The following is a 20044-nucleotide window of genomic DNA, read 5'->3' as shown; positions in this document are numbered from 1 at the left end:
AGTTACATTTTTTATAATTTTTTAGATGAACCAAATCAATCAATACTATTAGACAAATTATATTTTAAATAATATGACTATCCGTAATGCGGACTAAAATCATTTCGAATACAATTTTCGTCGTTTCTACATTTATAAAGCATAAATATTAGCCCACAGATTGTACAGATTATACCGATTTACACGGATTTTTTTACTCGGTGAATCAAACTGTTTGTCTCGTCCTGAAAAAAGTTTACACTTTTTTCAGGACGAGACACTGCCAAGATAAAAACTACCGATGGGACAATTTATTTTGCTGTAATTAGTATTCCTAACCTTGGAAGTGCAGACAAATACCATGAATTTAAAATGGGAGAAAACATTACTTTGTTTGGAGAAATCTGGAAAATGAGAGACGACAACCGAATCACCATTAGAAAAATTTTAGATTAAAAAACTTCTTAAATAAACATTTAAGCAATAGAATTTCATTCATAAGAAATCGCTTCAATTTCATCAAATTCAGAATTAAAAGACTTAAAGTCAGATTTAACAGGGGGTGCATTCAATTTTCATGAATGTACAATTAACATCTCCAAAGTAACTGGCAACCGCTACTTCTGAAGCATCTTTCCCATTCGCTATTTTTACTAATCCATTAGAAACAGCTAATTTAGTGGGATCAAAAAACAGCCATTGTCCGCCAATATACGCTTCAAAACAAGCATGAAAATCTGGTGGATTAAGATTATACGCATATCCGGTAAAATAGCGTGCCGGTATATCTAACGCTCTACACAGCGCAATCCCTAAATGTGCAAAGTCTTTACAAACACCCACTTTGTACAGTAACGTATCGCATGCTGAAGTACTGGAATTGGTAACGCCTGTTTTATATTCGACAGTATTGAAAATCCATTCATTTATGGCCTTAGCCTTAGCATATTCATTGGGCAAAAATCCAAATTCATTCATGGCAAATTCTGATAATTTATCCGACTCGCAATGCCTGCTTGGAGAAATAAAGGGTAATACTTCGTTATCCAGGTTTATAATTGGTATAGATTTCAAAAGTACTTTTTCATCATAAATCGTATAGTGAACATCAATTTCTGCTTGGTAAATTATTGTAAAAAACAATCCTTGGTTTACTTGCATTTTTACAAACCGTGTACCCGAATTTTTCAATGTAAATTCCTCAAATTTTATGGCGGGAGTAACGATAATAGATTCTGAAACAACTATTTGACTCGCCGATTTTGCTGCCTGTATATTAAAAATAAAGGTAGTTGGAGAAATGACTTCGTATGATAACTCACTGTATACTGTAAACTTCATCCTGTAAATATACCTATTTGCAATTGCTACTAATTATCAATATTTAATTTATTGCCATTCACTTTCTCTTTTTATCAGATTCTCAAATAAGACTCCAAATAGACTTTAAGATATATAAATTGGCCCAAAAAAAGGAAAGAATTCATTCATAAACTATAAAAAGTTGCAGTTTTTTGTTATACTTTTATAATCTATTGAAATTTAACTTCTAACCATAAAAAATTAAAAAATGAAATTAAAAAAATTACTTTTTTTAATACTAATCATCTTTACAATTACCAGTTTCAAAACAACTCCCGCTAATGCAATGGAGACAAAACCTGTCACAAAATCAAGGGAATTCTACCAACTCAAAACCTATATTTTAAAAACGAAACAGCAAGAACAAATCACTGATAAATATCTGAAAGAAGCGTATTTGCCAGGATTGAAAAAATTAGGAATTAAAAATATTGGCGTGTTCAAACCAAAACCCAACGCCACTGACACCCTAAAAAAAATTATGGTGTTAATTCCATTTTTGTCTATGGAACAATTTCTTGGACTTGACGAAAAACTAGCCAAGGACAAAACTTATTTAGCTACCGGAGCGGAGTATTTGGATGCTACTTACAAACAACCGCCTTATATGCGTATAGAATCTGTTTTATTGAAAGCTTTTTCAGATCATCCTATTTTGACAAAGCCAGCTTTGAATAGCGCGAGAGCAAATCGCGTATATGAATTAAGAAGTTACGAATCAGCAACAGAAGCTATTTACAAAAACAAAGTAGATATGTTTAATGGCGGCGGAGAAATTAAACTCTTTGATAAATTGGGATTTAATGCGGTATTTTATAGCGAAGTGATTTCGGGAGCCAAGATGCCAAACTTAATGTACATGACCACTTTCGCTGATCAAGCCAGTCGAGACGCACATTGGAAATCCTTTGGTGAAGCACCAGAATGGAAAGAAATGTCAGGAATGGAAAAATATAAAAATAATGTATCTCATATTGATATTACTTTTATGTATCCAACGGACTATTCCGATTATTAGTTTTTACAACTCAACATTCCGTAAAACAGAACTACAACTCTAAAAAAGTTGTGGTTTTTTTATTTAAGATTAGAAAATACTTTGTAATTTTAAAATAGGGGAAGTTGATTTTTTTACCAATAATTTACTAATAAATTTAAGTATCTTTAATGTTATTTATAGCTATGGAAATCCTCAATCATATTTTTAAACTTGCTGCCGGAATTGGCTTGTTTCTTTTTGCTATGTATTTACTGGAGGAATCATTAAAGAATCTTTCTGGGAGAAATTTCAAACTCTTTCTACAGCACATTACCAAAAACAAGATAGGAGCTGTAGCAGGCGGAGCTATAGTAACTGGTGTTCTTCAGAGCAGTTCAATGGTTTCGCTGATGGTGCTGGCATTTGTGGGAGCTGGCGTATTTACCATGAAAAATGCCATGGCTGTTATTCTTGGTGCAAATCTGGGCACCACACTCGATAGCTGGTTGGTCGCCACGCTTGGTTTTAAAACGAATATAGAAGTGGTTGCCTATCCGGCGGTTTGCTTAGGGGGCTTTTTTCTTATCCTATTCAGGAACCGCAAGACAATGAAATATGTCTCTTATTTTCTTCTCGGGTTTGGCTTATTATTCATTGGGCTTTCCTTTATGAAAACGGCTATGGAAGCGCAGGTGAAGGACTTTGATTTTTCGAAATATGCCGAAATGTCGCTGGCTGTTTTTCTACTCATTGGGTTTATCATCACCTTGCTTGTTCAATCCAGTTCCGTAACTATGGCACTTACGCTTAGTGCACTTCATGTGGGAGCTATCGAATTTCCCTCAGCAGCTGCCATTGTTTTGGGATCGGAAACAGGCACAGTGATCAAAATACTATTGGGCGCTATAGGAGGTAATGCGTCAAAAAAGCGGGTGGTACTCGGTAATTTACTTTTCAATGTCTTCCTCACGGTATTTGCTTTTCTATTGCTAAAACCAATTCTGTCGCTGATAACTGACATTTTCAATATCAAGGATCCGCTCATTGGCTTAGTAACTTTTTCAAGCCTGATCAATCTGCTCTCTATTGTTATTTTTCTTCCCCTACTCGATTTGTTTGCAAAATTTTTAGAACGTTTTTTCAAAGATACTGATGGTTCTACCGCTGCTTTTATAGGACATGCCACAATTAATGAACACGAAACTGCTTTGGATTTATTCCGAATGGAAACGAAATATTTTATCCATAATTCGATGATTTTCAATCTTGAGCTATTCAAGATACATATTCTTGCACTTGAGGAACAAATTGATTTCAAGGAAATCAATAAGGAAAGGAATTTTAATTCAAAAACTATTGAAGAAAAATACGAATTCCTAAAACAGTTGCAAGGCGAATTACAGGCTTTTTATTTGAAATTAAGAGCAAAATTAAATAGCGAACAAAATTCTGAACTCAACCAATTAATTTCTGCCGGAAGAAGTTCCATGCACGCCGTGAAAAGTGTGAAAGATATTGGAAGTAATATTGCGAATCTCAGTCGTTCGTCTAAAGATATCAAATATCAATTTTTCCTACATCACAAAAATGAAACTGAAAATCTCTACCTGAAATTAAATGCGTTACTCAATAAAGAAAAACAGGCAAGTTTTGAAGAACTGGAATCTTTATTTGATACGATTCAAAAAAACTATACTACAGCACTCAACACCTTTTACACTGAAGCACAACTCGCCCCTATTGAAAATATAGACATTACTACAGTTATCAATTTTAATCGGGAACTTTTTACTTCAAATAAAGCGATGCTAATGGCTATAAAAGACATTTTATTAGATGAAAAACAGGCAGAAAATTTTAATGAAATTCCAATATATAAAACATAAACTGAAGTTGTAGATTTTTATTACCATCCAAAAATTTTACAATACTATTTTTAAATTTTGTAATAAATTTCTTTTTCTATTTTTCACCTTTGTGGATAATTCTGTTTGTGATTGAAATTGCTATTCTGGATTAAATTGGTTAATTTTAGACCTAAAAACAAGACCATTTGAAAAAATACTTAAAGAAAAGTTTAAAGATTTTCCTTTGGATAATAGGATCAGTAATCCTTTTGTTCTTAATATTAGTTGTGGCTATTCAAATTCCCTCAGTTCAAAATTATGCCAAAGAAAAAGCGATAACTTATCTGGAAGGAAAAATCAAAACCAAAGTCTCTATTGACCGAATAGAAATTGGACTTCCAAAAAAAGTAATTCTCGAAGGCGTTTATTTTGAAGATCAAAAAAAAGACACTCTTTTTGCTGGAGAAAAATTAGCTGTAGATATTAGCCTATTGCAATTAATGAACAACAAAGTCGAAATTAATTCCGTGGAAATGGAAGGTATTTTAGCTAATTTAAATAGAGATTCGAAAGCCGTTTTTAATTTTGAATACATTGTTAAGGCTTTTGCTTCGCCAGAGAAACAGAAGAGCGATACACCACCGATGCAATTTTCCGTGGAAGAAATTAAGCTGGACCGAATAAAGTTTAATTATACCGATGCCGTTACAAAAAATAATATAATTGCCAATCTAAATCACTTTGAAACGAGAATTAGAACGTTCGATTTAGACAAAATGAACTTTGAAATTCCAAAAGCTAAAATTAATGGACTAAAGTTTAAATTAAGACAAGGTTTGGTTCAAATCTCCAATGCAACCAAAGTGGCCGCCGCCAAAAACACTCCGGAATCCATCCTAAAACTAAAATTGGGAGAAATTGATTTCGCAAAAATTGATTTCGATTATCAGAGTGAGGAAACTAAGTTATCCACTAAATTCTACTTTAAAAAACTATTAGCTAAAATCGACAAAATTGATCTTTACAATCAATTGCTATTAGTCGAAAGTATTGACTTAGTTGGTGCGGAAGGCGAATTGGCTTTTGGCAAACAAAACAAAACAAATGCAAAAAAAGAATCTGCTAACGGTGAACCCAACAACTGGGAAGTCAAAGTAAATAAAACGGAGTTTAAACGTGTAACCTTCCGTTATGACAATAATAATGCTGTTGCAATTCAAAAAGGTATCGATTACAACCATTTGAGTATTACCAATTTAAACCTACAAGTGGATTTCCTAAATTACAATCCCGAAAATATTTCCGGAGAAGCAAATTCGTTAACACTTAAAGACAAAAGCGGCTTAAACATTCAATCGTTTAACGCTGAATTTTTCTACGGTAAAAAAAATGCGTTTCTTAAAAAATTATATTTAAAAACCCCTCAAACGGAGTTGAGAGATGAAATCAGAATTGGATATCCATCCATTCAATCACTGGCTAAAAATCCAGGAGAATTAGGGCTTACTGCTTATTTGAAGAAAAGTAAATTGGGTATTAAGGATATTTTGCTTTTTGCTCCTACTTTGATAAACACGAATCCTTTTATGAGCCATCCCAATGCGATACTGCTTGTGAATGGAGACATTAGAGGAAAATTAAAGAATTTTGAATTCCCAGATATAGAAATTAGCGGTATTGGAGCTACAAAAGTGGCTGCCAGCGGAAGAATTATCGGTTTACCTGATGTGAACAAAGCGTATTTTGATTTGAATATTGAAGACTTACAATCCGGTTCAAAAGATTTTAATGGATTTTTACCTCCAGGAACGATTCCAAATTCGATTCAGTTGCCTTCCAAGTTCAGTGCCAAAGGGACTTTCAAAGGGACTATTGCTAATTTTAATACCAATATGAATTTGGTAAGTAGTTTTGGAAATGCAAAAATCAAAGGCACATACGACCGCAGCATAAAAAATCAGGATAAATATGACGCCCAAATGGAGCTGACTAATTTTGAATTAGGGAAATTTATCAAAAACGATTCTATTGGAAAAGTCACTTTAAAAGCCAACATAAAAGGAAGTGGTTCCAATCTAAAAACTGCTACGACTTCTTTCAACGGAACTATTCTAAAAGCGTATTACAATAAATATACGTATCAAAATCTGAGCGTAAAAGGGAATATTCACAGCGGAAATTTCAATGCAACTGCTTTCGCAAAAGATCCTAATCTGACTTTTGATTTAGTCAGCAGCGGTAGTTTCAGAGACAAATATCCTACAGGGAAATTAAAACTGAATGTTGACATCGCCGATTTGGAAAAACTGAATCTCCATGCAGGCCCAATGAAAATAAGAGGTGTTGTAGATGCTGACATTCAATCGGCTAATTTAGATTACCTCAACGGAACAGTGAATGCGCACAGCATAACGATAGCCAATGCGAATGAACAATTTGTAATTGATTCTATTACCGTAGTCGCAACATCCACTTCTGAAAAGAATACATTACTATTGAAATCCCCATTTTTAGATGGGGAAGTAAATGGAAAATACAAGTTGTCAAAAATAGCGACTGCTTTAAAAAATTCTATTGCTCAATATTATGACAGCAACCCGAATTCAAGAAAAATAGCTGTTGAAAAACAACAATTTGCATTTAAAATTAGTGTAAAAGACAGTCCAATTCTATTAAAACTTATTCCTGAATTGAAAAGTCTTGAACCTATTACTATAGATGGAAGATACAATTCCGTAAACGACTCTATTGTTCTGAACGGTACCATTCCAAAATTAATTTATGGAGAAAATACCATTACAAATGCGACTCTAAAAGTGGATACTCAAGATAAAGCACTTGTTTACACTTTAATTATAGATGATATCCAAAACAAACAAATTCAGTTGCCTTACACCAATATTTCCGGGAAAGGCGAAAAAAATATTCTGGATTATACATTGCAATTAAAAGATGTAAAAGACGTAGAAAGGTACTTGATTACCGGTACACTACAAGCGAATAACGGATACAACGAAATAAACCTTAGTCCGGACAATCTGTTACTCAACTATGAATCTTGGAAAATATCCCAAGACAATTTAATTCGTTTTGGCAAAAAAGGAATTTACGCTGATAATTTCGAATTAAGTAAAGACGGAAGTAACATCCGAATCCAATCCCAATCTAATAATACGAATGCACCTATCGCAATTGATTTCAAGGATTTTGACATCAAAACCATCACTAGCATGGTTGAAAAAAAGGATTTACAGATGAGTGGTAAAATCAATGGAAACGCATTGGTGAAAAATATAAATACAAAGCCACTTTTCACTTCGGATTTGAATATTGAAAATTTTACTTTCAAAAAAGATACTGTCGGTACTATTAGTATAAAAGTAAATAATGCAATTGCAAATAGATATGATGCTGTAATTGCAATTACAGGTCAGGGAAATCAAGTTAATTTAGACGGAAATTATAAAACAACTGACAGCAGTTTTGATATGAATCTGGCTATTGAAAAACTGAATTTGAAAAGTATTCAGGGTTTTACATTGGATAATATAAAAGAAAGTACAGGCTTTTTGACTGGAAATTTCAAAATAACAGGAAATACAAAACAACCTAAAGTGATTGGGGAATTGCAATTCAATGAAATTGGTTTCAAAGCTACTCAACTCAATTCGAAATTCAAATCTATCAATGATAAAATCGTATTTACCAGCGATGCTATAATTTTCGATAATTTTATTATCAAAGATGAGAAAGACAATGATTTAGCCATCAATGGAAAAATTAATAGTGAGAACTTCAGGAATTTTGGTTTTGATTTAGCCTTAGATGCTGATAATTTTAAAGCTATTAATTCTAAAGCCAAAGACAATGATTTGTATTATGGTGAATTATACTTAGACAATCATTTAAAAATAACAGGCAATTTTGACAATCCCGTTGTAGAAGGAAATATCAAAATCAATAAAGACACTAAATTCACTATTGTTTTACCACAATCGGATCCGTCAATTGCCGATAGAGAAGGAATTGTAGAATTCATTGACCAAGACCATCCGCAAGTAGAGGAGACCATGGTTCTTGATGAATTGAACAGTGAAATGGATATAAAAGGAATCAATGCCTCAGTAAATATTGAAATAGATAAAGAGGCTGAATTATCCTTGGTCATTGACAAAGCCAACGGAGATTTCCTAAAATTAAAAGGAGAAGCACAATTGAACGGTGGAATTGATCCGTCCGGAAAAACTACGCTGACCGGTAGATATGAGTTATCCGAAGGAAGTTATGAAATGAATTTTAATGCTATTAAAAGAAAATTCGACATCAAAAAAGGAAGTTATATTCTATGGGCCGGAGAACCCACAACGGCCGATATTAATATTACAGCAATCTATAAAACGGAAGCCGCACCAATTGATTTAGTGAACGACCAATTAGGAGATGTTACTGCCGAAGTGAGAAATACCTACAAACAAAAACTTCCTTTTGAAACCGAATTAAAAATGATTGGTGAATTAATGAAACCTACCATTTCTTTTGATATCATTTTACCGGAAGGGAACAATAGCGTTTCGGCTGAAATCATTACTACTACGCAAGCTAAATTGACCCAATTGCGTCAGCAACCGGATGAATTAAACAAACAAGTTTTTGCCTTACTCCTGCTGAATCGTTTTATTGGAGAGAATCCGTTTGCCAGCGAAACCGGTGGAACAAACGTTTCATCAATAGCCAGGGAAAGTGCCAGTAAAATTCTATCCCAACAACTTAATAATCTGGCAGGAGATTTAATCAGCGGTGTAGAACTTAATTTTGATTTAAATACTTCTGACGATTATACAACTGGGCAGCGAGAAAACAGAACCGATTTGAATGTAGGTATTTCCAAAAAATTGCTGAACGACCGATTGAAAGTTACTGTTGGAAGTAGTTTTGGGATTGAAGGACCGCAACAAGTCAATCAAAATGCAAACAATATTGCCGGTGATGTTTCTATTGATTACCAGCTTTCAAAAGACGGAAGGTATAAAATGCGAGCGTATCGACTTAACAAATATCAAGTGGCACTTCAAGGTGAAGTTGTGGAGACCGGAATTGCTTTCATAATCACTTTGGATTACAATAAATTCATGGAATTATTCCGTAAAAGTGAAGCGCAAAAAGCAGCTAAAAAATTAAAAAAGAAATCAAAAAAGAAATCTGATGAATAAGACCCATTTACTATATTTTCTTTTTTTAACATTGTTTGCCACATCGTGCAGCAATACAAAATATTTACCCGAAGGAGATCTTCTTTATATTGGTGCAAAAGTAAAAGTGGAAGGAAATGAAACTTCGAAGAAAGAGGAAAAAGCATTAAAAACGGCATTAAAAGATATTCTTAGACCAAAACCCAACTCCTCATTTTTAGGATTACGACCAAAATTATACATCTACAATTTAGCGGGAACACCCAAAAAAGAAAAAGGATGGCGCCATTGGCTGAAAACCAAAGTGGGAGAACCACCCGTTTTATACAGTCAGGTCGATTTAGAATACAGTAAAAGTGTTGTACAGAATTTTTCTGAAAACAGTGGTTATTTCAACGCGGAAACTACTGCAGATTCAACCAGAAAAGGTAAAAAAGCAACCGCGGAATATAGTGTAAAACCAGATAAACAATATAAAATTAGAGAAGTAAAATTCCCAACAGATTCCTCTTTAATTTCAAGTGCTGTTCGCAATACCAGACGCAGAAGTCTATTAAAAAAAGATCAGGGATACAGCCTTGATGCCATAAAATTGGAAAGAATTCGAATTGACGCCAGACTAAAAGAAAAAGGTTTTTTTTACTTTAATCCCGATTATCTCAAAGTACAAGTGGATAGTACCGTTGCGGATCATCAGGTGGATCTCATCGTAAAAGTAAAAGAAGAAACTCCTAAACTAGCCGAAACACCATTCAAAATCAATAAAATAATTGTTTATCCCAACTACTCCATTGGTTCTGATAGTTTAAAAACCGATTTTAATTCGATTAAAAAATACAATGATTTTACCATTATAGATCCTGAAAATTTATTCAAACCACGAATTTTTGATCGGGTGCTGTATTTCAAAAAAGAAGATTTATACAATCGTACCAATCATAATTTATCTTTGAACCGATTAGTCAATTTGGGTACTTTCAAATTCGTGAAAAATCAGTTCAGAGTTTCTGATACGATCGGAAATTATCTGGATGCCTATTATTATCTCACTCCATTACCCAAAAAATCAATTCGGATGGAAGTGCTGGCGAAAACCAATTCTGCTAATTATACCGGAACTGAACTGAATTTAAACTGGAGTAATCGCAATACTTTTAGAGGTGCGGAATTACTTACCATTTCTGCATTTGGCGGCGTTGAAGTACAGGTTTCCGGACAAAATAATGGCTTTAATGTGTATCGCGTTGGTACTGAAGCTAATTTAGTCTGGCCAAGATTTGTATCTCCTTTTAAACTAAACCCTTCAAGTGGTTTTGTGCCAAAAACAAAAGCTACATTAGGATATGAATTCCAAAACAGAACCAAATTATATTCGTTACAAACATTCAAAGGCTCCTTTGGTTATTTATGGAAAGAAAATGAGCGAAAAGAACACGTATTGAATGTTACAGAGATTACGTATGCCAGTCCGCAAAATGTAACTCCTTTATACCAAGAACAAATTTTAGCTAATGCTTCTTTGGGGAAAGTAATCGAAAAACAATTAATCTTTGGACCATCGTATTCCTATACCTACACCAATACATTACAAAGAAGAAAGAAAAATACATTTTACTACAAAGGTACTATAGATCTGGCAGGAAACATTGCCGGATTAGTTACAGGAGCGAATATTCAAAAAGGCGATACTATTAAACTATTTGATGTTCCGTTTAGCCAATTTGTTAAAATAGAAAACGATTTTAGACATTATTTAAAATTAGGACCGGACTCACAACTGGCCAGTAGAATTATTGTTGGAGCCGGATTTGCTTACGGAAATTCGCGTGAAATGCCATTTATAAAACAGTTCTTCATTGGTGGAACCAATAGTTTAAGAGCGTTCCGTGCACGTTCCATAGGTCCTGGAAGTTTTGATGGTTCTGCTACTACCAGTTCTTTTTTGGCAGATCAATCAGGCGATTTAAAACTGGAATTTAACACGGAATACCGAGCCAAAATTTACGACTTTGTAAAAGGTGCGTTATTTGTAGATGCAGGAAATATATGGCTATTGAAAGATAATCCCGAAAAACCGGGAGCTCAATTTTCTAAAAAATTTCTGAATGAAATAGCTGTTGGAACGGGAGCCGGACTCCGTTTTGATTTCTCTTTTCTTATTCTTAGAACGGACTTCGCCTTCCCTATTCGGAAACCGTATTTGCCAGATGGCGAACGTTGGGTTATAGATAAAATAAGTTTTGGAAATGGCTCATGGAGAAAAGAAAATTTAGTTTTTAATTTGGCTATTGGATATCCGTTTTAATCCAGAATTTAGCAAATCAACTCTTATTCAAAATATTGGTAATCTGTTGATAATCCGAATTTTAATGCTTTTCGTAAATTTTATACCTAACCAAAAATAAGATAGAACGTAAAACAACATAAATAGAGTTACGAATAAAAACTAATTTAAACTACTGATTAAATGAATATTGGATGAAAATTCATTGAAAATAAATGGTATAGTTGTACTTTTACGAATCACAATTGTGTTATCAGTTACTAACTCAAAAGCAGTTAAAAAATGGTTGCCAAGAAAAGAATATTAACCAAGTTTATGCGTTTTTGGAAACTCCTAGGACCCGGTTTAATAACTGGCGCCAGTGACGACGATCCTTCCGGAATTGCTACTTATTCTCAGGCAGGTGCTGCATTTGGACTTTCAACATTATGGACCGCACTTATTGCTTTTCCTTTAATGGCTTCGATTCAACAAATGTGTGCCAGAATTGGTTTGGTCACTTCGCAAGGTTTAACAGGAACACTTAAAAAAAATTATCCAAGACCTGTTTTGTATCTAATGTTACTCTTTAGTTTCCCCGCTATCATAATGAACATTGGTGCTGATATTGCAGGAATGGGTGCAGTAGGCAATCTATTATTCCCAGCTATCGAAGCCACTTTTTTCAGTGTTGTTTTCACAATAATTCTGCTCGTATTAATTGTGTATTTACCTTATCAAAAAATTGCTTCAACTCTTAAATACCTCTGCGTAGTTCTTTTGGTGTATCTAATAGTTCCCTTCTTATATGAACAGGATTTAACTGAAATACTCAAGGCAACATTTATTCCTACCATACAATTCAATAAAGAGTACATCGGCATTCTTGTTGGTATCCTTGGGACGACCATTTCACCTTATTTGTTCTTTTGGCAAGCATCTATGGAAGTGGAAGAAATGAAACACAAGAAAAAGCATTTAATGGTAAATAAAAAAATAATTAATGAGATGAAAGAAGATGTCGATTTTGGGATGTCCTTTTCTGGTTTGGTCATGTTTTTTATTATTCTTACCACCGGAACCGTTTTATTTAAAAGTGGAATTCATCAAATTGAAACTGTGGAGCAAGCAGCAATGGCATTAAAACCATTAGCAGGTAATTCCGCATACCTTCTTTTTGCAATTGGGGTTATTGGTACAGGCCTTTTGGCTATTCCCGTTTTAAGCGGCTCCCTTTCTTATATTATCACCGAAACTTTTGGTTGGGAACAGGGGCTAGACAAAAAATTTCATGAAGCAAAAGCATTTTATATTGTTATTGCGATTTCACTGATATTAGGTTTATCCTTAAATTATATTGGTATTTCACCAATAAAAGCACTGCTATATACTGCAATTCTTTATGGCTTGACCGCACCTGTATTAATTGCTATTATTCTTCATATTTCAAACAACAAAAATGTGATGGGAGAATATACAAACGGGAGAACCGCAAATATTCTTGGGATTACGGCATTTCTTATTATGACAACTGCAGCTCTCACTTTAATTTACCTGCAAGTAACTGATAATTAGAAATAAATTTATGCTTTTCAATTCTTCATTGCATTACTCCAAAAAAATCACAACAAATAAGAAAATTACAATTTCTGTTCTGTTTTTTTTTCCTTTCTTTACGAACATAAATTGCAAATTCGATATCCGTTTAAATTGATAAATTTGCTTTCTGAAAACTGATTGAATTAGATAATTATAATAAACCTTTCGCATGAACCAAGTTTTCCATTCTTTTTATTTTCATTTTAGTAAACAAATGGAAAAGCATAGCATAGACATTATGCGAATCGCTATTGCCATTGTTTTTATTTGGTTTGGAACTTTAAAAGTTATAGGAATGAGTCCTGCAGAAGAACTCGTTGAAAAGACGGTTTATTGGTTCCGCCCTGAAATATTCATCCCTATTCTTGGTTTAGCTGAAGTAATTATAGGACTAGGATTACTTATAAAACGTTTTATTCCTTTTACAATTATTTTACTGTTGCTACATATGGCAGTTACTTTTTTCCCTCTATTCATCTTACCTAGAATTTGTTTTGATGCTTTTCCCTATTGTCCTACAATGGCGGGGCAATACATTATTAAAAATCTAGTTCTTATAGCCGGAGCACTTGTCGTAGGTGGGAAATACAATGTGAAGTATTATGATGACAAAGAACTTGCAAACACAGAAATATAATTTAATAAATTAAGATCAATTTATTTCATCTCTTCCATTTTAGCGCCACATTTTGAGCATTTCCCCGTTGTTTTACTTTCATCTTGCCAACACATACAAACATATTCTTTTTTAGAAAGTCCATTCTCTTCGTATTCTGTAATTTGCTTACCACATTTAATGCATTTACCATCTTTCATTGTAGTTTTTTCTTTGCACATTGGGCAATCGGTTTTAGTAACATTTTCAGCTTTAACTAAATCCATTCCACATTTAGTACATTTTTCGGGATGATCTTCCATAACATTGGGATGCATCGGACAGGTATAATATATTTTTTTATCCATTTTATCATTTATCATATCATGCATATTCCCTTTTTTACTTATATTGTCTTGAGCAGATACAATAGTTGTAAATGCAACAGACATTAGTATTATAAATAAATTTTTCATTTTATTTGAGCTTTAAATTATTTAAATATCTTTTGTATTCTGTTTTAACTTTAATTCAACCTGAACAATAAAAAAATTTGAAATTAAATTTACAACTCTCTGTTAAAAATAAAAATATAGCTTATAAATGACTTGTTTCCACTTTACCTTAAGTAGTCTGTTTATCAAAGTTATACATTATTTTTGAGGTGTAATTTACAACCATTCACAATTTCCCTATATTCAGATAAAATATTGTTCATAATAATTTATTTCTTCTATTAAATATAAAAGTAGCCAATACAATTTGTTATGATTTGCTATTTTAATGAACTGGCCATAGAAATGAAAAAAATCATAATCTGTTAAAGAATAATTAAAATCCAATAGAAATTTTATTAAATATCCATCATTTATCCTCTTTAGGTCGTAATCGTTATTACATTCGATTATATTTGCATTAAATAAAACCTACTATAAATATGGAAGAATGTATCTCTGTTTTTGATATGCTTAAAATTGGTATAGGACCTTCGAGTTCGCATACACTTGGGCCTTGGCGTGCAGCGGAACGTTTTCTTGGAGAATTGCGAAACGAAAACTTAATCCATACTGTAAGCAGGGTAAAAGTAGATTTATACGGTTCTCTTTCGCTTACGGGAAAAGGTCACGCTACTGATTTGGCAATTATGTTGGGCTTGAGCGGACAAGATCCTGAATATATTCCTATTTCAAATATCGATAAAATTATAAAATCAATCAAGGATAAAAATGAAATCAATCTTGGCAATGAAAACCAGATTCCTTTCCATTTTTCAGAAGATATTGTTTTTAATAAAAACTTCCTTCCTTTTCATGCTAATGGTTTGACTTTTACGGCCTACATAACGGATGGTAAAGAATACATTTCCACCTTCTACTCGATTGGTGGAGGTTTTGTTGTGAAAGAAGAACGCATCAATGCCAAGAAAAAAATTGCCATAAAATGTGCTTTCCCATTTCCAATCGACAAGGCAGCTGAACTCTTGAATTATTGCACTAACGAGCATAAAAAGATTTCGGAAATTGTCTATGAAAATGAAAAATCAATGCGTTCCGAAGAAATGATTCATCATGAATTAATGCGCATTTGGAATACCATGTTGGAGTCAATGTATATCGGTTGCCATTCCGAAGGAATTTTACCCGGAGGATTACATGTCCGCCGTCGTGCGTTTGATATGCACCAAAACCTCATTGGCTTAGCAAACTATAATTCGCCACAAACTTGGTTAGAACAAATCAGAATGACCGAAGTGAAATTCCGTCAAATATTAAAATGGGTAAGCTGTTTTGCCTTGGCCGTAAATGAAGTTAATGCCGCTTTAGGGCGTGTGGTTACTGCTCCAACAAACGGAAGTGCGGGCGTAATTCCATCTGTATTAATGTATTATTTAGTTATCGAAAACCATGATGCGGGAGAAAAAGAAATCAAACAATTCCTGATGGTAGCCAGCGAAATAGGAAGTATTTTCAAAAAAGGGTCTACTATTTCTGCTGCAATGGGCGGTTGTCAGGCAGAAATTGGCGTTTCGTCATCAATGGCTGCTGCTGCTTTGTGTGAATTAATGGGTGGAACTCCGGAGCAGGTTTTAATGGCTGCCGAAATTGCCATGGAACATCATTTGGGAATGACTTGTGACCCAATTGGAGGATTAGTCCAGATTCCGTGTATCGAAAGAAATACGATGGGTGCCATAAAAGCCATTAATGCGGCTGAACTAGCCTTAGAAACTGACCCGAAAAACGCAAAAGTACCTTTAGACAAAGTGGTGGATACCATGTGGCAAACCGCCAAAGACATGAACAATAAATACAAAGAAACTTCCGAAGGTGGTTTAGCCATTGCAGTGAATATGGCGGATTGTTAAGCGGTTCATTTTTATCCAAAACTTAAAAATAGTATCGTTAATTTAAAATAAAAGCAATGGAAATCAATTGGATAATAGTGGGTATTGTAGCCGTTTGTGTAGTTATTTTGATCGTATTTCTTATTAAAAAAAATCAGAAGGATAAAAAAGAGTATACCAATTTTTTAAATAATGATTATAAAAAAGCAAATGAAGAGAAGTCTGACTTGGATAATGATGACTATTAAATTGTATTCATGGATTAGTGATTGCCGTGAATATTTCAGACTGCAAAAAAATTGATCAGTCGCAGTTTGCGATTCAGATATTTAATAATCTGGATACTGCAAACTGCGACTGAATACTGGAATTTACTTCCTTTTCAATTCCAATTTTAGAATAGGTTGATATACTGCTACCTTTTCAATCACTCCAGTAAAGAAGAAAGCGTAATTTTTCTTCATCGTCAATAATGAAAATATAAATTCACTCATTTAGCAATTTAAAAACTATTACCAACCTTCATTCAATCCATTTTTGAGCGCTAATTGGTATTTTTCTATATCAAATTTATACAAATCTGGAGCTTTGTGTGCACCGCCTTTTCTGCTTTCATCCAGTTTTTGAAGTATATCATAACGCAACATTTTTCTGTAAAAATTGCCGCGATTTAGTTTCTTTGCTAAAATAATTTCATACAATTTTTGAAGTTCGGGCATAGTAAATTTTTCAGGCAATAAACTGTAGCCAATCGGTTTATGATTTAATTGTCTGCGCAGCGTTTCTAATGCTTTATCAAAAATACTTCTGTGATCCATCATAAAATCTGGCAATTCATCAATTGATTTCCATTCGCACGCATCAGAAAAATCATCCATAACTAAATTTACATGATGAAAATCGACTAAGGCATAAAATCCAACGGATAGAAATCGCTGTTTGTTCCATAGTGTGTCCGGAAAATTATCAAAAATTCCATCCGTTCGATTCAAATCACTAAAAACTTTAAATTCTTGCAAATAAATATTTTCTGCACCTGTTCTACTAAATAAAATTCTATTGGCCGCCTCTTTAAGATTTTCTGTTTTTAAAACATAACCTCCAGGAAGAGCCCAAAGATCTATCTCTTTTAGTCTTGTAACCAATACTTTTAAGGTGGTGTCGTGAAATCCAAAAACGACACAATCCACGGATAAATTTGGGATGTATATGTCCCAAGCTTCAGCTGATTTCCCCTCTATTATTTTATTAAATCCCATTGTTATAAATTGATTGCAAAAATATGAAATAGATTATAATTTTTACTTTAAAAACTGATAATCAAAATATAAACTGCTTTTTTTGCAAATATTAAAAAAAATAATTAATATTGCTTCATAATGAAGCAATAAAAAACTATTTACTAAATAAACCAAATGAAAAACAATTCAATTTCAAAAATCGCAAAGACTTCGCTTCTTTCAGCGCTACTCATTTCTGGAATTTCTTGGGCAAAAAAACCAGAAATAAAAGAGACTAAAATTAATCCAATAATTACCCTTAATGGTTTTACCTTTTCTGATTTAAATAAAAATGGAAAGTTAGACCGATACGAAGATTACCGTCTTTCTATTCAAGACAGAATCCAAGATTTAATCAATCAGATGACTGATGACGAAAAAGCGAGTATGCTTATTGGAATTGGAATGCCTGGTTTTGACTGGGCTAAAATGCAGTTTACTGCTGGAAAAGATACCGCAAAAGTTCCTGGTTCTGCAGGAGGAACAACAGCCATTTCCCGTTTAGGAATTCCTTCCGTAATTGTATCTGATGGTCCTGCTGGTTTGCGTATTAAATCCATTAGAGAAGAGGATTCGAATACGTATTATGCTACCGCATTCCCTGTGGGAACAGCATTAGCTTCTACTTGGAATGTAGCACTTATCAATACTGTTGGTAAAGCAATGGGTAATGAGGTAAAAGAATATGGAGTAGATGTTTTATTAGGCCCGGGAATGAATATTCACAGAAACCCATTATGTGGAAGAAATTTTGAATACTATTCTGAAGATCCATTAATAGCAGGAAAAATTGCAGCTGCAATGGTAAATGGTGTACAATCTAATGGTGTAGGAACTTCAATAAAACACTTTGCCGCCAATAATCAGGAAAGAAACAGAATGGGTGTTAATGCACATGTTAGCGAAAGAGCATTACGTGAAATATACCTAAGAGGATTTGAAATTACAGTTAAAGAGTCACAGCCATGGACAGTAATGTCATCTTACAATTTATTAAATGGTACTTACACATCAGCACGTAAAGATCTATTAACTACTGTACTTCGTGATGAATGGGGTTTTAAAGGATTAGTGATGACAGACTGGTTTGGAGGTTATAATGGATTTGGAGCCATTATGGCTAAAGACGTTGTTAGTGATGTTGCCAAACAACTTACAGCAGGAAATGATTTATTGATGCCAGGCTTACCTGCACAACAAAATGCAATTGTTGAAGATATAAAAAGCGGAAAATTATCTAAAGAAGAAATCAATATCAATTTAAGAAGAGTCCTTGAATTAGTAATGAGATCTCCGGCAATGAGTAATTACAAATATTCTAACAAACCAAACTTAAAAGAAAATGCAGAAGTTACAAGACAAGCTGCTGCAGAAGGGGTTGTTTTATTAAAAAACAATAACAATGTATTGCCTTTTACTTCAAAATCAGCTCCGTTAGCCGTTTTTGGTGTAACCTCTTATGATTTTATCTCTGGCGGAACTGGTAGTGGTGATGTTAACGAAGCCTATTCTGTTTCATTAATTGAAGGATTAACCAACTCCGGATTTTCTATTGATACCGAATTAGAAGGATTATACAAGCCTTTTATGGCTGCTCAAAAAGAGATTGAAACAAAAAGACGTGAAAAAGAAGGTTTATTGGCAACTCCAAAAAGGCTTCCTGAATTAGCATTAAACCAAGAAGTTATTAAAAATAAAGCAAATACTTCTGAATTGGCATTAATCACAATTGGCAGAAATGCTGGTGAAGGTGATGACCGTAAAGTAGATGAAGATTTTAATTTGGCTCAAGATGAAATCAACTTAATCAATGTTGTTTCAGCAGCTTTTCATGCTCAAGGCAAAAAAGTGGTTGTAGTTTTAAATATTGGTGGTGTAATCGAAACGGCAAGCTGGAAAGATAAAGTAGATGCTATCCTTTTACCTTGGCAACCGGGTCAAGAAGGTGGAAATTCTGTTGCAGATGTTTTCTCTGGAAAAGTAACTCCTTCTGGAAAATTAACAATGACTTTCCCAGTAAAATATGAAGATACACCATCAGCTAAAAACTGGATTGGAACACCTGCTGAAAATCCTACAAGTGTAACTTACGAAGAAGGAATTTATGTAGGATACCGTTACTTCAATACATTCCATGTAAAACCATCTTACGAATTTGGTTACGGATTATCTTATACTACATTTGATGTATCTAATTTAAAATTGAGTTCAAGCGCATTTGCAGACAAAATGAATGTTACCGTAACCGTAAAAAATACCGGTAAAATAGCAGGTAAAGAAGTAGTAGAACTATATCTTTCTGCTCCTGCAAAAACAATTGATAAACCAACAGAAGAACTAAAAGCTTTTGGTAAAACTAATTTATTACAACCTGGAGAAAGTCAAACGATTGTATTGACACTAAATCCAAAAGATTTAGCTTCATTTATTCCAAACAAAAAAGCTTGGATTGCCGAAGCAGGTTCTTATAAAGTAGCAATTGGAACGTCATCATTAAATATTAAGCAAACAGCAAATTTTACTTTAGCAAAAGAGAAAATTGTTGAAAAAACAAATTCAGCGTTTGCGGCCGACTCAGAATTCACTGATTTGAAACATTAGTATACT

Annotated in this window: 13 protein-coding genes; 9 read left to right on the top strand and 4 right to left on the bottom strand. The window is 33.6% G+C overall.

The features are described 5' to 3' along the window. Positions 1–531 precede the first annotated feature (531 nt). A complete protein-coding gene (locus FNW38_RS05800) occupies positions 532–1320 on the bottom strand; it encodes a transglutaminase-like domain-containing protein (RefSeq protein ID WP_218043701.1) in 789 nt (262 codons plus the stop codon). A 229-nt stretch (positions 1321–1549) separates the two neighbouring features. Here FNW38_RS05800 and FNW38_RS05795 point away from each other — a divergent pair, with 229 nt between their 5' ends. The 6 genes from FNW38_RS05795 to FNW38_RS05770 all read left to right on the top strand — a co-directional run bounded on the left by FNW38_RS05795 (position 1550) and on the right by FNW38_RS05770 (position 13855). Beyond that, a complete protein-coding gene (locus tag FNW38_RS05795) occupies positions 1550–2359 on the top strand; it encodes an NIPSNAP family protein (RefSeq protein WP_143386574.1) in 810 nt (269 codons plus the stop codon). A gap of 149 nt (positions 2360–2508) precedes the next feature. After that, entirely contained in the window at positions 2509–4206 is a 1698-nt protein-coding gene (locus FNW38_RS05790) for a Na/Pi cotransporter family protein (protein ID WP_143386575.1), read from the top strand. A gap of 167 nt (positions 4207–4373) precedes the next feature. Beyond that, a complete protein-coding gene (locus tag FNW38_RS05785; protein ID WP_144064688.1) occupies positions 4374–9377 on the top strand; it encodes a translocation/assembly module TamB domain-containing protein in 5004 nt (1667 codons plus the stop codon). Further along, positions 9370–11661, top strand: coding sequence for a translocation and assembly module lipoprotein TamL (gene tamL / locus FNW38_RS05780; protein ID WP_144064689.1), 2292 nt, complete (start codon positions 9370–9372; stop codon positions 11659–11661). The genes FNW38_RS05785 and tamL overlap by 8 nt, the downstream gene beginning before the upstream one ends. 261 nt (positions 11662–11922) lie before the next feature. Then, on the top strand, positions 11923–13194 hold the full coding sequence (locus FNW38_RS05775; protein ID WP_143386578.1) for an NRAMP family divalent metal transporter: 1272 nt from the start codon (positions 11923–11925) through the stop codon (positions 13192–13194). Positions 13195–13432: 238 nt separating this feature from the next. Further along, positions 13433–13855 carry a DoxX family membrane protein gene (locus FNW38_RS05770; RefSeq protein WP_235890158.1) on the top strand — a complete coding sequence of 141 codons (423 nt, stop codon included), beginning with the start codon at positions 13433–13435 and terminating at the stop codon, positions 13853–13855. A gap of 20 nt (positions 13856–13875) precedes the next feature. Here the strand turns inward: FNW38_RS05770 and FNW38_RS05765 are convergent, their stop codons facing one another. After that, positions 13876–14289: a heavy metal-binding domain-containing protein gene (locus FNW38_RS05765; protein ID WP_144064690.1), complete on the bottom strand. Its 414-nt coding sequence runs from the start codon at positions 14287–14289 to the stop codon at positions 13876–13878. A 461-nt stretch (positions 14290–14750) separates the two neighbouring features. Here FNW38_RS05765 and FNW38_RS05760 point away from each other — a divergent pair, with 461 nt between their 5' ends. Next, entirely contained in the window at positions 14751–16178 is a 1428-nt protein-coding gene (locus tag FNW38_RS05760; RefSeq protein ID WP_144064691.1) for an L-serine ammonia-lyase, read from the top strand. A 56-nt stretch (positions 16179–16234) separates the two neighbouring features. Then, a complete protein-coding gene (locus FNW38_RS17440) occupies positions 16235–16405 on the top strand; it encodes a hypothetical protein (protein WP_185963093.1) in 171 nt (56 codons plus the stop codon). Between the two features lie 123 nt (positions 16406–16528). Here FNW38_RS17440 and FNW38_RS17890 read toward each other — a convergent pair whose 3' ends face one another. Both FNW38_RS17890 and FNW38_RS05755 read right to left on the bottom strand, forming a co-directional pair. After that, entirely contained in the window at positions 16529–16651 is a 123-nt protein-coding gene (locus FNW38_RS17890) for a hypothetical protein (protein WP_262710872.1), read from the bottom strand. An 18-nt stretch (positions 16652–16669) separates the two neighbouring features. Continuing rightward, positions 16670–17416 carry an NUDIX hydrolase gene (locus FNW38_RS05755; RefSeq protein WP_144064692.1) on the bottom strand — a complete coding sequence of 249 codons (747 nt, stop codon included), beginning with the start codon at positions 17414–17416 and terminating at the stop codon, positions 16670–16672. Positions 17417–17572: 156 nt separating this feature from the next. On the opposite strand from FNW38_RS05755, the gene FNW38_RS05750 reads away from it, so the two are divergent. Further along, positions 17573–20038, top strand: a complete 2466-nt coding sequence (locus FNW38_RS05750; protein WP_144064693.1) for a glycoside hydrolase family 3 N-terminal domain-containing protein — start codon at positions 17573–17575, stop codon at positions 20036–20038. Positions 20039–20044: the final 6 nt, after the last annotated feature.

Origin of the sequence: Flavobacterium gawalongense, from assembly GCF_007097265.1 — a bacterium.
In the GTDB taxonomy this organism is placed as follows: Bacteria; Bacteroidota; Bacteroidia; order Flavobacteriales; family Flavobacteriaceae; genus Flavobacterium; species Flavobacterium gawalongense.
This window is presented reverse-complemented; position numbering and strand designations above follow the sequence as displayed.